Consider the following 15,116-nt stretch of genomic DNA (forward strand, 5'->3'; position numbering starts at 1 on the left):
CCCTGGCGGCCGTTTCGCGCTAAACTACCCGTCATTCATGGGTGGGGTGTAGCTTTCCCTCGCTCGCTGACGCATCTCTAGGTTGAGAGCCGGGCGAGCCTGTCGAGGGCTCACGGCGTCTCGGTCACCGCGCCACTGTTTGCGGCGTCGTGGACGGCATCTCGCTTGTGCCGTGCCGTGCCGGGGAGCCGGGCTCGACGGCGGGCCTGAGCCCGTCGCTGTCGGCCTGTTGGAAAAGCTCGCCTGTCCACATGACTCCGGCGGCGATGATTCCGGTGCGGCGGTGTCTGTCTGCCATACCTAGGATTCCCCATTCTTGGTGTTCGCGATCGCGTGGCATTCCTCGCACAACTCCCACCGTTCCGGCGGGTGCTCGTTGGGTCCCCAACCGATCTGGCCGCAGAACCCGAGCACGATCTTTTTGCCCTCGTAATCTGCTTGCTGCGCATCGGAGTACGCGAGGTGAACGACGCGCTCCCGCCACGAAGGCGCGAACCGGATCGTTCGTCCCGCCACCGCGCCCCCGAGGTCCTGCGCCGCTGGTTCCGCGGGTACCCGCCGCGCCGAAGGCATACCTTCGGCCTCCGCACGGCTCATCGACGGCACGTCGCTGGCGAGAACGGCGCTCATGAAGCACGTCATGCACGGAGCGCCGGTGAAACGGCCGACGATTTCCGCGTCATCCGGGGCGATCCGGTCACCACACACGGCCACCCACACGACCGGATCACCGCTGCTGCTTATTTCGCCGGGCGCGTTCCCGCTGGCGTTCAAGGCCCAGGTCGTAGTCGAGGCAGCATCGTCGGGCATACGATAGGCATGGACCTGCGGCGGGCCGCCGAGTCCCGCCGTGGCGTCCCGGCGGCGCGCGAGAACGACCCTGCTCATGCCGTCCACCACCGCTCACCGGTTGGGCAGCCACCCGCCGCAGCGCCTGGCGCGTTCTCCACTCCGGCCGGTGACATGGCGCGCCCGGCCGCCACCATTCGGGGACAGTAAAGGGATTCCCCGGGTTCAACTGGTCCCGTGCTATGCGGCCGACCGAGTGCGACGAGGCGCGCACTCCGGGCCCATTTCCCAGGAACCCGGCCGGACCGTTCACGGAACATTAGGGGGCCCACCGCATCCGGCCGTCAGCAGACCCAACGACGCCAGCACCACAACCCGCCACAGCGGACTCGAGATCCTCATCAGGTGTCAGCCTCCTTGGGACACAGTTGAACGGGTGGACCGCCGCCACGCCGTTGGGCGGCGGCCCGGTCACGGCCTGACTCCCGGCGACGACACCAGTCCGGGCCGAGTCCATAGGCTGCGGCGAGCTCAAAGAAGGCCAGTGCTCATGCAGCGCCCGCCGCCAGCGGACATCGCAGCGCTCCCACCATCGGCCCACCACTGCTCGCAGACGCCGGATCATGACGGACTCACCAAACATCGGCGTTCTCCGGGCAGGCGGCGATCCACCGCCGCAGCACCGCGCGCTCTATGCTCAACGCACGAACCTCACCGTGGTCGCCGTCGAGGCCCGCGGACCAGAGTCGAAAAGGGACAGTGCACCGAAGATGTCCGACGGCCCCAAAACCGCCAGCAGGTTCTTTCTTCCATCCCGGGTTTTGCGCCCCAGCGTCACCTTGCCGGACTAATGATGTAAAGCCGGTCGCCCTCGGCGAAAACCATGTGTCCTCGCTGGAACTCCGCCGGTTCCAACGATTGGGCGAGTGCCTGTGGCCGCTGCGGGCTCAACGCCCTGGAATATGCCAGCTCGCGCCAATGTTTCATCCACCACTGAAGTCCTTATCCACCCGTTACGTCCACCGCCCGGGCGGCAACGGCGTCCCATTCCGGAGTTAAGTCGTGAACTGGGGTGTGTCCACGCGCCGGTCCGCTGGCAGGGCGGGGTGAACCAGTGGAGATCGGCCGGAGAGCGTCGTGCTCGGTCCTCCGCAGCGGCGGCGACGTCGGCTGTGCCATGCCGTTCATCGTTACCATCCGCGCCGAGGTCTCCAATCCCCAACGCTGCTAGCCCCAATGGGGCTTTACAGCGCGGTGGCCGACGCGGCTGACTATGATCGACCGCTGGGGTGGTGCACGGCAAACTTCGACCGAACGGCCCTAACGCCGTGACCCTGGACGAGCACTCGTCCGTTAATGGAAGGCGAGCCATGAATGGTCCGCGACAACGCTGCCAGTGCTGCGGCACTGTGCTGCGTGTCGGCGTGAATGACGCGTTGTGCGGACCCTGTGCCCGCGCCGCCGGTTTCCGTGAGCCGATCCCGGAGGGCTTTTACGAGGACGCGGACCTGTGCGCCGCGTTGGAAAGCTATGACTTCGGCGCGGTTTTCACCGCCGTGCGGCGGCAAACCGGGCTCTCGCAACTCCAGCTCGCCGACCTGCTGGGCTTGTCCCAATCCCGGGTCTCCGCTGTCGAGCGGGGCGAGCGTCGGCTGACCCACGTCAGGACTGCCGCTCGGTTGGCCACGTTCCTGCGCATCCCGGCCTCGTTGCTCGGATTTCCCACCAGCCATACCGTAACGGGTGACGTCACTGACAAGGAGGTGAGTTGGTTGGAACGCAGAGACTTTCTCTCCCTGGTTACGGCCGCCACGTTGGGCTCCAGCCTGAATCCCGAACTCGCCCGGCTGGGCTCGCTGCTGCCCGGCCAGGTCGAGCCGGTAACCCGACCCCGCATCGGCGCGGCCGACGTCGACGCCATCGAGGCAGTCACCGACGGGTTCCGCCGCTCACACTCCGCCTACGGCGGTGGGCTATGCCGCGCCGCAGCCCTCACACAACTGCACCAGGTGCGCCAGTTGGAGGACGCCCTCTGCTCGCCGGAGATCCGCACCCGGCTGCTGGTGGCCATCGCCGACCTGGCCAGCACGGCAGCGTGGCTAGCCTACGACGTCGACGATCACGACGCCGCCCGCCGCCTGTGGACCTACACCCTGGACACCGCCCGCCGCGCCGACGACGACCCCCGCGCCACCGACCTGGCAGTCCACGTGCTGCTGGACATGGCACACCAAGCGCTGCACCTCGAACGCGCAAGTGAGGCACTGCACCTCGTGCAACTCGCGTCGGCGACCGCCGCCAACCGCAAACACCCGGTCAGCACCATCACCCAGGGCTACACCTCCGCGATCCTCGGCTGTTGCCGCGCAGCGCTCGGCGAGCCAGAGCCCACCCACCGCGCCATCGGACAAGCCCAAGAGACCTACGCCGCCGCCGATCCGGCCACCACACCGCCGTGGACAAAGTTCGTCACCAACGCCGAGATCACCGGCCAACAGGGCTACTCCCTGTACCTGTTGTCGCTGTCCCGCCCGGAGTTCGCGCCGCAAGCCATCGAGAAACTGACCAGCGCATCAACCGGGTACGGCGCGGAATATGAGTGCAGCCGCGCCGTGACCCTGCCGCCGCTGGCCTCCGCGCAGTTCCAGGCCGGTGATATCGACGCCGCGGTGGCCACCGGCTACGACGCGGTGGAGGCGATCACCGGACTGTCCTTCACCCGCGGCTACGCCCGGCTGCGCGTGTTGGACACCGTGGCCGCGCCACACAACGGCAAATCCGAGGTCGCCGACCTCCGCGAACACATCCGCACCGCGCTCACCACAACCGCCTAGCAGCCAACGAGCCAACCGCCAGCGCGCGAAGGCCACCTGCCCCGGCCTTGCCAGCACCACAGGACTTGTTCGATCGGTTGATCACCGTTAGCGTCGTCGGACGAGGGTTTTGACGTGAGATGAGCGGGAAATAGCTCCTGCTCTCCCGGGTGAAGATGATCTCGGCGTGGCCATCGTGGTTGTCTTGCTGCCCAGCCATGTCACGGTCACTTCCGTGGATCTGTAGAGGCGTCGTGGTAAGTTTCTGCGGCTGGGCAACAAATGGCGGCGAAGGCATCATCTTCGGGGATGCCCGGGGACGCGGTGAAGAACAGACTTCGCGGTGAAGATTTTAGTGCCACAGGCCAAGTTCGGCAATGATTTCTGGTGCGGCGAACGGAGCAGTAAGTGCGCCGGGGCTGGTGGGTTCGCGGCGATGAATGAGGCGATGATGTCGTTGTCCTCTGGCGCGGGTTTTCAACACAGGGAATGCCCAGCAGTTCCAGTCCCTTGTAGATGAACGGTAGGTCGGCAAAGACCTCCTCGTCACCGGTGGCTGGCGACTGGCTTGTAGCCGGGCATGAGAGTACGTCGTTCCGCGGCGCCTTCCGGGCCGTCGAAGACAACAAGATTTCCGCAGCTTCCTCAAGATACGTGCGCCAGCGCGCACGAGGGCGAAAAATCCGAACACGAAGATTTACTCCAGTACGACGGATGCTAAGTGAGCCCGACCCGCGAGGGCCGGGCGGGTGCACTCCCGTGCCTGATCCTGCGGAGCTCCGGCGTGGCCGGTCAGGACGTGATGATCATGCGGATGTGGTGCTTGTCGATGGTCACTCCGCCGGTGGGCAGGTTCTCGTCCGGCGTGTCGGCGGGGTAGGCGGTGATGACGGGCTGGGCGACGCGGTCGCGGTCGAAGCGGCGGATCTGCTCGACCAGCCGCTCGGCGAGCCGGGCTGCGGCGGGGCCGTGGCCGGTGGCGCCGAGTTCGTAGCGGCGTTTGCCGTCCGGGCCGTCTACTGGGCGGGGCTTGGTGAGGTAGGCCAGCGAGTCGCTCTCGACGAGGGCTGGAGTGCGGTCAGGGAACGCGGGGCGACAGGTCCCGGCGTCAATGGCGGTGGAGTCGGCCGCGATGCGGCAGGTGCCCTGTTCGGTGGCGGTCAGCCACAGCCAGATGTGGTCGAAGGGCTCGCCTGCGGCCACGGTGGCGCCGGACCAGACGGTGGTCTTGGGTCCGATGAACGCCTCGCACAGCGCGGCCGGGTCGATGTGCTGGTCGGTGTCCCAGTACAGGGTGACGTTCTCGGCAATCTGGCCGGTGTGCTCGCCGGTAGGCACGATGCCGATCATGGGGATGAACCCACAGAGCTGGCTATTGGCGGCACGCAGGTGGTCGTCGCGACGGACGAACGCGACGCTGCGGGCCTGGCCGCGCCAGTGCAGCGGGACCACGAGCGTCCCCTCGGGGGCGAGCTGTTCGAACCACGCGGGGGGCAGATCCCACGGCCCCACCGTGACGATGATCTTGTCGTAGGGGGCCTGGTCCGGGGCGCCGAAGGCGCCGTCGCCGGTGACCACCCGCACCCGGTCGTTGCCGGTTTCGGCCAGGGCGTGGCGGGCGTGGTCGGTGACGTCGGGGTGGATGTCGATGGTGGTGACGTTGCCGGTCGGGCCGACGAGTTCGGCCAGCAGTGCGGCGTTGTAGCCGGTGCCGGCCCCGATCTCCAGCACGTTTTCGCCGGGCTGCGGGTCGAGCTGGCCGAGCATCATCGCCACGACGGTCGGAACGGAGAGGCAACTGGCGGGCCGGCCGTCGCCGGGCTTGATGGTGATCGCCTTGTTGGCGTAGGCGTCCTCCAGGGACGCGGCGGGCACGAACCTGTGCCGGGGAACGGCCCGGAACGCGTGCTCGATGCGCTCGGAGTGCAGGTGACCAGCGTCCTTGATGTTGCTGATCATCTGCTCGCGCAGGTCCTCGGGGCGAGTACTGGTGGCGTTGGTCATCCGGTTCCTTCCGTGTGCGTGGTTGTGGATACGAGCGAACTGGTCGGCCCGGCAGTAGGCGAGGTGGCGAGCAGGCAGGTATCCCATCCGGTGCTAGGCGGCGGGTCCAGGTCGGCGAGCGCGACGCCCGCGCTGCCTTCCAGCATCCCGCGTGCGTGTTCGTGCTCAAGTCCTGCCGTTCCGTATGAAGGTTTTCGATCAGAGCACCTGTCATCGCGTCCACCTGCCGTTTCTAGAAAAGTCCCAGTTGCGGGTCCGGTTCCCCGGTCTTGGGCTGGCGGGCTGTGGTCTTGATGAGCGCTTCCAGGCTGGGCCAGTGCGCGCCGCCGGTGTCTCGGTCGAGCAGTGTCTGGAACAACGCCGCGGTGGCTTCGACGTCGGGCATCGCGCGGTGGCGGTGGGCCGGGCGCGGGATCTTGCAGGCCACCAGCAGGTGATCGAGGTTGTAGGTCCCCAGGTACGGCAGGAGCAGTTTGGCCATCGCGATGGTGTCCACGACCGGCAGGCCCGCCAATCCGGGGCAGGCGTCCCGGTAGTGGTGCAGTAGGCCCGCTTCGGTTGGGGCGTGGTGGGCGACCAGCACCATCGGCTGGTGCGGCGCCAACGCGGCATCAAGCTCGGCCAGCACTTGCTGTGCCGGTGGTTGATCGGCTACATCGGCGGCCCGGATGCCCGTGGTGCGGGTATCGAAATCCGTGACCGGCGCGTGCGCCGGCGGTTTGATTAGCGCTTCGAAACGCGCAATCTCGGCCAGTGGGCCTGTTGTGGGGCGGAGGCTGAGGGTGGCCACTTCGATCGCCGGGGTGGTGGCTTCGAAATCGATGACGGTGAAGGTAGTCACCAGGAATTGTTGATCTTCAGTCAAGTGAGGCATGGACGATCCACGAGCCACCGCGCGCGAACCCCAGGCTGTTCGTCCGCACCTCCACAGTCCGCAGCGTCTCCAGCCGCTGCTCGATACGGCGGACCTGCCGATCCACACACTCACCATCCGGCCGGAACACCGGCTGATGCCGCCCACCGACCCGCGCCACCGCACGACCACCGACCTCCACCGGTGCGACACCCGCGAACAAACCGAACGGCGTGGCCCGACCTGCCCAGCGCAGCAGATACCGCGCCAGCGTCTCCACCAGACGCCGCACCCGCACCTCGTCGTCACCGGCCGGCGGGCGTGTCGCGATCTGCCGCCGCACCTGGGCCGCCAGCACCGGCGACGCCACCGTCACCGCATCCGCGAACCCGCTTATCCCCCAGACCCGCCGCAACCACTCCCGCCAGCCGACCACGTCGCTGCCAGCCAGGTCCGGCCAACACGGAAACTCCACGCTCTCGGGCAGCGTCGTGGCCCTGATCAACACCGAGTCCATCGCCTCATAGGTACGCATCCCGGTCCTCCGCCCTCCACAACGGGGTGTGGCCCTGCCTCACGACGTGGGAGCCAAGGCCACACCAGAACCGACTCAGCTCCGCGTCGTGCAGGCGTCGCTGCCGGTGTTTCCACTACCGCAGTTGTCCGAGGTGCACTCTTCAGAGGTCATAGCGGGTGCGTCACCGGAGACGACGAGGCTCACATTGAGCTGAAACTCCGAAGCATCCATCACAACGTCCTTTCCGAAAAAGATTCCGTTGATTCCGTTGAGAGAAAGCCCTTTCAGAAGGAATGGGCTATTTTTGGGTCCAAGTGAAGATGATTCGGCTGTGTCGTTTGTTCACCACCCGCCCTTCCGGGAGCTCGGCATCGGGCGTGTCGCCCGGGACGACGCAGAGGACGGGAGCCGGTCGGCCGGCGCGATCCCACGCTCGGATCTGAGCGGCCATCTCTTCGGCGGCCGCAGCCCCGTCGGCCCCGTGCCCATAGGCGACGTGCTCGTAGGCGGCTTCGGCGACCTGACGGAGCCTGCCCTGGTAGGCCAGGCTCGTACCGTGCACGAATGCTGGGGTTCCGTAAGCCCATGACGGCTCAACCAGACCGCTGTCGATCGCACTCTGCTGCGCGATCAGCGCAGCGAACCCGGGCAGGTGGGACGCCAGCCACAGGTCAAGATCGGGCGATCGCCGCCCCGAGGAGACAATCACACCCGACGAGGCTTCGTACCGTTCCTGGGCGAACACGCCCTCGAGGCCCTCATCGACATGCTGGTCGGGTTCGGTGAGCCACAGATTGACGCCGTCGCCCAGGACGACCGTTCGGCCCTTGCGGGCACCTGCCCCCTGCATCGGCACGAACCCGCACATGAGGTTGCTGTGAGAGAGCAGACGGTCCCCGGATCGCTGGAGCGCCCAGGACCGGGTCAGCCCAAGGTACGCAAGGGAACCACGAGAGTGCCGTCGTTGGTCAGCTGATCCACCCATGCGGTCGGGATGTCCCACGACCCGACCGTCACGATGATCAAGTCATAACGGCGGCCAGACTCGATCTCGAACTCGGCGTCGGCGCACACGACCTTCACGTCCGAGTAGCCCGCCGCATCCAGGCACGCCCGTGCTCGGTCGGTGACATCCTCGTCGATGTCGACGGTCGTCACCGACCCGTTCGGACCGGCGATCTCTCGCAACAGTGCCGCGTTGTATCCCCCACTGCCGATTTCGAGGATGTGCTGACCATGCGCCTGGTTCAGCATGTCGGCGATGACGTTAGGCGCGGATACCGAGCTGAGGTTCATGTTGTTCTCGCGCTTGGTGATCACCGCGGTGTCGGCGTAGGCATCCTCGACGGAGACCCCCGGAATAAACAATTCACGAGGCACCTTCCGCAGCGCCCGTTCCACGTCGGCACGCAACGGAAGGCCCCGCCACTGGTGCTCCTCGACGATCTTGTCCACCATGACATTGCGGAGCTCTTCCGCCGAGGTCGTGGTGTCGGCGTTCATGAAATCGTGCCTCCTGGCTCGCTTCTACAGACCGTCCTCTGGCTCGCACCGGCGATCTCTGCTGTTTCTGCGGGTAACGCCCGTTGATGTCAACCGTGTGCCCCAGCAACCGCCGTCACCGGTCGCCCATGATGCCCACACGGAGAGTATCTGTCCGGTCGTGCAGCGTGGCGTGGCACCACCTTTCCGGACTCTGGCAGCCGGATAGTGTGTTGCCACAAAACACCTTTCGTTGTTGTGTGTTCTGCGCACCCCACCGCTACACCAACGCTCACGGTTCGTTGGTGGCCTCAGTAGGAAATCCATCGAAGCGGCGTAGCCGCCCGAGACGCCCCGCACTGGTTTGAGCGACTGCGGATCACACCTCGGCCGGGTCGCCCAGCCTGGGCGGGTAAACCCATGTCCTGGAACCGTGCGGCTCCGGTTGCGAATCAGCCTGCTGGGCGGCCATCACTTCTTCCTTTCGCGCACTCGTAGAACCCGCACACCATCCAGTACTGGCTGCATCGGTGGCCGCCGGTGGGGAAGGTCAGCGCCGGGCGCCCGACTGACGGCACGGCGGTGGGAACCCGGCGATCCGACCCGGGTCGGGGGTTGGAGTCGGACCACCGGGGGCTTACGTGGGCCGCCGCCGTCATCGACAAGTCCGGCTCGCCACACAGCGGGATGGGCCAGCGAAGATCGGCCCAGGCGAGTCCTGGTCGGTCGTCGATAGTGGCGTGGCCAACTCAATCATCGTCGCGGTCAGCTCCGACCTTCCGATCCCCAGCGGTGCTAGCCCCATTGGGGCTTGACAGTGCCAGGCTCGACACGACCGACTGGTACCAAGCGGGGTTTGCGCTGTGAACCTGCGCGAGCACCCTCCAGTAGCGAACGGCGAGCCATGACTGGTCGGAAACGACAACGCTGCCGATTCTGCGGCACCGTATTGGGAACCAGTGCCGTCGAGCCGATGTGCGGCTAGCGCGCACGCGCGGCGTTCGAGTCCGCAGGCGGAGGAGACCAGATTCGACGATCCTGCGGAAGATGCGTCGAGTGAGCCAGAAGCGCAGCCCAGCACCTAAACGACCTGTTGATGCCTGTATGCGTCCTGCGAACGCCCCGTCGGCTGGGACGTCAGCAGCTGGGCGCGCGTCATGGGACTCTCTGCTCATTCCTCCCCCTGGGCCGTTGTGCGTTTCCGAGGATGTCGACGAACAACAGACCAAGGCAAGAATATTCAGAATATTCTTGCTAATGTCCACTCATTTGGAGCATAGACCGCGGCGTGGTTCATGGGATGTGATAGATCAGCAGGCATAATCCGCATCGCCTTCGGACGCGATGCAGTGACGACAGGAGAGACCGATGAAGTTGGCGTTCCTCGGCACCACGAGCACGGGCGGGCAGTGCCCGAACTTGTACGAGACCGACCGAGACACCTATGTGATCCAGGGCTACAAGATCACCGATCCCGACGCGCAGGCCACGCTGCACGATCGCGGCATGCCCGAGACCGAAACCGCAGTCGAGATCCCCAAGGCACTGCTGGACTTCGCGCCGAGGAACACGGCATGAGCCGCCTTGTCAGACCTGGCCCCGGGTTCGACGAGCTGTTTTCCAGCTTCGGCCGCTCAGCATGGCGTTTCGAGACCCAACCTGCCTACCACGTCGACGCCGAGCAGCAGGCGATGCGCCGCTACCTGAACAGCGGCGAGCTCGATGTCAGCTACCTGACCGGATGGCTCGATGGGGTTCGCGAGGCGACCAGGCAGGGCAAGCGCTACGCCCGCGTCCGAGTGCTGACCGAGCCCCTGACCGACTACCTGCGGTTCGAAATGGCTGTCGCGCCATACAACATCGCCGCAGGCGAAGACATCCGCGTGCTCTCCCCAGCCCAGGCCAGCGAACTGGCCCTGCCGGACTACGACTACTGGTTGTTCGACGACGAATGGCTCGCCATCATGCACTTCGGGCCGTCCGGCCTGCGCAATGCCGAAGTCGTCACCGACCCAGAGACCGTCGAGCAGCACCGTGCATGGAGGGACACGGCTGCCCGCAACGGGAGATCCTTCGAGGACCACCCTGCCCGGGGCCTAAGCTAGACCCGCACAGAGATCGTGAACGACTGAGGACGCGTGACCGACTTCGACAAACGCCGCCGCGCCTTCGGCGACCGGCTCCGCCAACTCCGTGAGCACACCGGACTGACCGGACATCAGTTTGCCGCGCGCGCCGGGTGGGGTCAGCCGAAGATCTCGAAGCTGGAGAACGGTCGGCAAACGCCCACCGACTCCGACATCATCACCTGGTGCCAGACCGCCGGCACCTCTGACGAGGCTCGCGAAGACCTGCGTGACGCTCTGCGAGACCTCAAAGTCCACTACGAATCATGGCGCCGCAGCCACCGCGAAGGGTCCCGCGCCCGGCAGGAAGAGAGCCGCAGCCTCGAACAATCCGCCGCGCGCATCCGCGCGGTCGACTTCGGCGTCGTACCCGGCCTCCTCCAGATTCCCGACTACGCCAGCGAAGTCTTCCGCCTCTACTCCGAACTCAACGGCACCGCAGCCGACATCGACGAAGCCGTCGCCGCCCGGATCCAACGACAAAGCATCCTCTACGACACCAGCAAACGCATCGAAATCCTCATCGCCGAGGCAGCCCTACGCTACCCCGTCTGCTCCCCCGAAATCATGCGCTCGCAACTCGACCGGCTCACGTCCCTAATCGGCATCAACCACATCCGCTTCGGCATACTCCCACTCGACCGGCAACTGCCATACATGCCCATGCACGGATACTGGCTCCTCGACGACCTAGCACTCGTGGAAAACATCACCGCCGAAATCCGCATCACCGACGAAGACGAAGTCGCCACCTACCACACACTCACCGACCGACTCTGGAACGTCGCAGCCCAGGACGACAAAGCCCGGACCATCCTGCACCACCTGACAGCAACATGAGATGACAAGGTTTATCCCATCGCACAGGGAAAACCGGCCTGTCCTCCGAATCCATATACATCACCTCGGGCGCGCAACCCGCCGCACTGTCCGGGTTACGTTGGGGAGACGCCGTCAGAGACGGTCACGCGTCCTGTGGAAGTTCCGCGAGCGGGGTGCTGGCAGCTGAACGCTAGCGAGCTGAGCAGGTCGTAGGATCGGCGGCGATCAGCGTGGTTGTAGACCGGGGTGGTCACCATGAGCTCGTCCGCGCCCGTCGCGTTGAGCACGGAATTCAGCTTGCTGCGCACGGTGGTCGGCGCGCCCACCAGGACGCTTTGGGAGCGCGCGGCGATTTCCTCGCGGTCTGCGGCGGTGTAGGGGTAGGCGGCTGCGTCTTCCGGGCTGGGCAACAGGATCCGCTTGCCCCGCATGCGGCTGAGCACCTTCAGCCGAGTTGATCCCGCGAGCCATTCGGCGCGCTCATCGGTGTCTGCGGCGATGACCGACACGCTGATGATAATCTGCGGGGCCGGCGACATCGGGGAAGGCCGGAACGCGTCCTTATACACCTGGACTGCCTCCAGACCCTCCGGGTTGAGGTGGTGAGCGAACGCGTAGGGCAAGCCGACCGAGCCCGCCAGCTCGGCGCTGGCTGTGCTTGAGCCGAGAATCCATACATGCGGCTGGTTTCCGACGGCGGGTACCGCCGTGGGAGTCTGATCCTCCGGCGGATCGAAGTAGCCCAGCAACTCGTGCAGTCGCTCGGCAAACGGCATTTCGGTGCGCGCGTGTGCACTGCGGATCGCGGCGACGGCGTCTGGCGGTCCACCGGGGGCGCGGCCGAGTCCGAGATCAATCCTTCCGGGGTGTAGCGCCTCCAGAGTCCCGAACTGCTCTGCGACCACCAGCGGCGCGTGATTGGGCAACAGAACCCCGCCGGATCCCACGCGCATGCGGTCAGTAGCGGCGGCGATCCGCCCCACCAGCACTGCGGGAGCAGAGCTGGCGACGCCGCGCATGCTGTGGTGCTCGGACACCCAGTACCGGTAATAGCCCAGTTCGTCGGCAAACCGGGCCAGATCGAGGGTGTTGTGCAGGGCCTGCCGAGCCGTCGAGCCCTGCACAATGGGCGAAGTGTCCAGAACGGACAACCGCACGTCAGTCTCCGACGGAGCCACCCGCCGCCTCCTTCCCTATCGCGCCGCGCCTCGTCAGCTCGTCACCGAGCCTTATCATCCACCGTGCCCGGCGCGTGGCCAGACCACCGATTCGATCTGAATCCGGCGATCAACGCAAGATCCACACCAAAGACCGAAAGAGCCCGCTGAACGAGCTTTCGCACCCAGCGGGCTCTTTCGGCCGTCGGGACGACAGGATTCGAACCTGCGCCCCTTTGACCCCCAGGTGCCCCGATGTCGGCCGTCCTGTTGGCAGGTGCAATCGGTCTGTCGCGCGACGAGGGGATCGGTCAGGTCCGGTCGGGTCGCAGTCGTGTCCGGAGTAGGTGTCCTACACGGTGCAGGACGTCGATTTGGGCGGGGTTGTAGAGGTCGTTGATGGCCGCGCCGATCGTGTGCGCCGTGAAGTGCGCGCCGCGCGGTGCGTCGGCGCTCACGTCGTGCAGCTCGGGGTATTTGGTGAGGAGGCCGCGGGCGTAAGGAGCCAGTCGCTCGGCCAGCGCGTGCCGGGTCTGCTCGTCGGCGTCGGCGGGCAAGCGATTGAACTCGGAGGTCGCGGGGTCCGCGTCGTAGTTCCGCAGCATCTTCTTGTGCGTCGAGTGTCGAGGGACCGAGCACCCGCGTCATGACGAGAATGAAGGCGCGGTCGGCGTTGGAGAAATCCGCATCGGCGGTGGCCACGGCCAGCTCGGGCGGCAGGTCGGTCGGTGTGGCCTGACGCAGGATCAGGCGGAGTTCGAGGCGCACCCGCTGTAGTCGTTCGATGGTCGCGGCCAGTTCGGCGTCCAGCGTCCGCATCGCTTCTTCGGGGTGTTCGTCGGCGTCGCCCAAGTCGGCGATCTGGGACAGGGAGAACCCGAGATCGGTCAAGCGCTTGATCCGCAGCAGACGCACCAGGTGGGCCACGCCATAGCGCTTGTAGCCGTTGGCCCGTCGTTCGGGCTCGACGAGCAGGCCGACGTCGTGGTAATGCCGCACCGCCCGCACGCTCGTGCCGGCGAGTTCGGCGAGCTGACGAGTGCTCCACGCCATGATTACCGCACGCTCCTCGGGAACCGGGTCCGTCGGCACGGAGGCGCCGACACCGGGGACAGTCAAAACTGTGCCGCGACGGCATGGTCAAGCGCTTTCGCAGCAACGAGACGCAGTTGAAGACGGACGGCTATGGCGGTCACTCAATGAAGGTCCATGTCCACCGCCGTCAGCCCGCGCAAGTGGCAGCCTGGCTGCGCGATGCCGGATTCACGGTCGAGGCTCACATGCTGCTCACCCCGGAGGAGAACGTCCCGCAAGCCGTTGTTTTTGCGCGCCCCCAATCCTAACTTCGGTGCGGGCGTAGCGTCCAGGAGCTATAGCTCATCTTGGGCGTGCAACCCACCACACTGTCCGGGTTGTGTTGGGAAAACGCGGTTTCGCGCGAAGACGTCACGCGCCCTCAGCACAGTGCGGCGCCGCGCCGCAGCAGTTGGTAGATCGCTTCCGCCGCTTGCTCGATCAGCTCCACCGAGCAGCTCTCGTCCACGGTGTGGGCCTGCTCCGGATCACCCGGGCCGAACAGCACGACATCCGGCTCGCCCAGCTTTTCGGCCAGCACGGACGCGTCCGTGAAGTAGGTGGCGTGCTCCGGCTGCCACCGCGCATCGCCGACAATCTCGACCAGGTTTCGCACGAATGGAGAATCCGGGCCCGTCGCGACGCCCGGCAGGTCGAGGATTCGTTCGATCCGAACCTCCGGCCCGGCCAGGGCGGTGATCTCCGCGATCGCTTCCGCCGAACCGAAACCGGCGACAGTGCGCACGTCGAGGCACATTTCGGCGTGGTCCGGAACCAGGTTGGGCTGCACGCCCGAGCGGAACGTGCCCACGTTGACCGTCGCCGGCCCCTGCGCCGGGCTCACCGGCCAGCCGGTGTGCTGGTGGATCCGCACCGCTGCCGCCGCCAGTTCCGCCAGGGCGTTGCGGCCCAGCTCCGGCCGCGAACCGTGCGCGGCGACGCCACGCACCGCCAGCCGGAGCCACAGAGTTCCCTTGTGTCCCAGCACAACCCGGTTCGCGGTCGGCTCGGCCACCACCAGCACCGGGCTGGGGCGCAAAGCCGCCCGGTCAATCTGCGCGCCGCCCTCGCAGCCGGTCTCCTCGCCGAAGGTGAACACGAGCTGGGTCCCGACGCCGGACGGGCGGTCCGCGGCGTGCCGGATAGCGGCGGTGACGATGCATGCGACGCCGGCTTTCATGTCGCTGCTGCCGCGCCCCAGCAAACGCCCACCTTCGATCTGCCCGCTCAGCGGATCCCACGACCAAGAGGATCCGTCGGCTGGGACGGTGTCCAGGTGGCCGGTCAGGGTGATCGGCGTCCCCGTGCCGGAGCGGGCGATGACGTTCGCGCGGCCCGGCACGGGTTCGTCGATCTGCACCTCGAAACCGGCGTCGGCCACCAGCGAGGCCACCAGTTCGGCGGCGGGTTTCTCACCACCCGCGCGCGTGTCGAGCCGGACCAGTTGCTGGGCTAGGTCGACAGTGTCCACGTCTCCTC

Annotated in this window: 15 protein-coding genes and 2 pseudogenes; 5 read left to right on the forward strand and 12 right to left on the reverse strand. The window is 66.5% G+C overall.

The features are described from left to right. Positions 1–124: 124 nt before the first annotated feature. The 3 genes and pseudogenes from BJ970_RS32590 to BJ970_RS39735 all read right to left on the reverse strand — a co-directional run. On the reverse strand, positions 125–298 hold the full coding sequence (locus tag BJ970_RS32590) for a hypothetical protein (protein WP_184731387.1): 174 nt from the start codon (positions 296–298) through the stop codon (positions 125–127). A gap of 2 nt (positions 299–300) precedes the next feature. Next, positions 301–888: a hypothetical protein gene (locus BJ970_RS32595; RefSeq protein ID WP_184731389.1), complete on the reverse strand. Its 588-nt coding sequence runs from the start codon at positions 886–888 to the stop codon at positions 301–303. 542 nt (positions 889–1,430) lie between these two features. Continuing rightward, positions 1,431–1,780 (reverse strand): annotated as a pseudogene (locus tag BJ970_RS39735) (cyclic nucleotide-binding domain-containing protein); the annotation flags it as partial. Positions 1,781–2,159: 379 nt separating this feature from the next. Between BJ970_RS39735 and BJ970_RS32605 the strand changes: the two are divergent. Continuing rightward, on the forward strand, positions 2,160–3,623 hold the full coding sequence (locus tag BJ970_RS32605) for a helix-turn-helix domain-containing protein (RefSeq protein WP_184731391.1): 1,464 nt from the start codon (positions 2,160–2,162) through the stop codon (positions 3,621–3,623). A gap of 771 nt (positions 3,624–4,394) precedes the next feature. Here BJ970_RS32605 and fxlM read toward each other — a convergent pair. The 5 genes from fxlM to BJ970_RS37360 form a co-directional block, all read right to left on the reverse strand. Beyond that, positions 4,395–5,606, reverse strand: a complete 1,212-nt coding sequence (gene fxlM / locus BJ970_RS32610; protein ID WP_184731394.1) for a methyltransferase, FxLD system — start codon at positions 5,604–5,606, stop codon at positions 4,395–4,397. A gap of 232 nt (positions 5,607–5,838) precedes the next feature. Further along, positions 5,839–6,447: a 3'-5' exonuclease gene (locus BJ970_RS32615; protein ID WP_184731396.1), complete on the reverse strand. Its 609-nt coding sequence runs from the start codon at positions 6,445–6,447 to the stop codon at positions 5,839–5,841. A 16-nt stretch (positions 6,448–6,463) separates the two neighbouring features. After that, a complete protein-coding gene (locus BJ970_RS32620) occupies positions 6,464–6,994 on the reverse strand; it encodes a lantibiotic dehydratase (protein ID WP_184731398.1) in 531 nt (176 codons plus the stop codon). Between the two features lie 280 nt (positions 6,995–7,274). Next, complete coding sequence (locus tag BJ970_RS37355) at positions 7,275–7,844, reverse strand: class I SAM-dependent methyltransferase (RefSeq protein ID WP_221468346.1); 570 nt, start codon at positions 7,842–7,844, stop codon at positions 7,275–7,277. A 56-nt stretch (positions 7,845–7,900) separates the two neighbouring features. Beyond that, positions 7,901–8,479, reverse strand: coding sequence for a methyltransferase domain-containing protein (locus tag BJ970_RS37360; RefSeq protein ID WP_221468347.1), 579 nt, complete (start codon positions 8,477–8,479; stop codon positions 7,901–7,903). Between the two features lie 1,347 nt (positions 8,480–9,826). Between BJ970_RS37360 and BJ970_RS32630 the strand changes: the two genes are divergently transcribed. The 3 genes from BJ970_RS32630 to BJ970_RS32640 are packed head-to-tail and all read left to right on the forward strand — an operon-like array spanning position 9,827 to position 11,424. After that, positions 9,827–10,036 carry a hypothetical protein gene (locus BJ970_RS32630; protein WP_184731400.1) on the forward strand — a complete coding sequence of 70 codons (210 nt, stop codon included), beginning with the start codon at positions 9,827–9,829 and terminating at the stop codon, positions 10,034–10,036. Then, the gene (locus tag BJ970_RS32635) at positions 10,033–10,563 is read left to right on the forward strand and encodes a DUF6879 family protein (protein WP_184731402.1); all 531 of its coding nucleotides are present in this window, start codon (positions 10,033–10,035) and stop codon (positions 10,561–10,563) included. Before BJ970_RS32630 ends, BJ970_RS32635 begins: the two co-directional genes overlap by 4 nt. A 33-nt stretch (positions 10,564–10,596) precedes the next feature. After that, positions 10,597–11,424 (forward strand): helix-turn-helix domain-containing protein, encoded by an 828-nt coding sequence (locus BJ970_RS32640; protein ID WP_184731404.1) that lies wholly within the window; start codon positions 10,597–10,599, stop codon positions 11,422–11,424. Positions 11,425–11,519: 95 nt separating this feature from the next. On the opposite strand, the gene BJ970_RS32645 is transcribed toward BJ970_RS32640, so the two are convergent. From BJ970_RS32645 to BJ970_RS39745, 3 genes and pseudogenes are all read right to left on the reverse strand, one after another. Further along, positions 11,520–12,584, reverse strand: a complete 1,065-nt coding sequence (locus BJ970_RS32645) for an LLM class flavin-dependent oxidoreductase (protein WP_312864583.1) — start codon at positions 12,582–12,584, stop codon at positions 11,520–11,522. A 290-nt stretch (positions 12,585–12,874) separates the two neighbouring features. Continuing rightward, positions 12,875–13,168, reverse strand: coding sequence for a hypothetical protein (locus tag BJ970_RS39740; protein ID WP_312864637.1), 294 nt, complete (start codon positions 13,166–13,168; stop codon positions 12,875–12,877). 304 nt (positions 13,169–13,472) lie between these two features. Beyond that, positions 13,473–13,616 (reverse strand): annotated as a pseudogene (locus BJ970_RS39745) (MerR family DNA-binding transcriptional regulator); the annotation flags it as partial. An 83-nt stretch (positions 13,617–13,699) separates the two neighbouring features. Between BJ970_RS39745 and BJ970_RS32655 the strand changes: the two are divergent. Beyond that, entirely contained in the window at positions 13,700–13,906 is a 207-nt protein-coding gene (locus tag BJ970_RS32655) for a hypothetical protein (protein ID WP_221468348.1), read from the forward strand. A 113-nt stretch (positions 13,907–14,019) separates the two neighbouring features. Here the strand turns inward: BJ970_RS32655 and BJ970_RS32660 are convergent, their stop codons facing one another. Further along, complete coding sequence (locus BJ970_RS32660; protein ID WP_184731406.1) at positions 14,020–15,108, reverse strand: M20 family metallopeptidase; 1,089 nt, start codon at positions 15,106–15,108, stop codon at positions 14,020–14,022. Positions 15,109–15,116 lie beyond the last annotated feature (8 nt).

The sequence above is a fragment of the Saccharopolyspora phatthalungensis genome, from assembly GCF_014203395.1.
Taxonomy (GTDB): domain Bacteria; phylum Actinomycetota; class Actinomycetes; order Mycobacteriales; family Pseudonocardiaceae; genus Saccharopolyspora; species Saccharopolyspora phatthalungensis.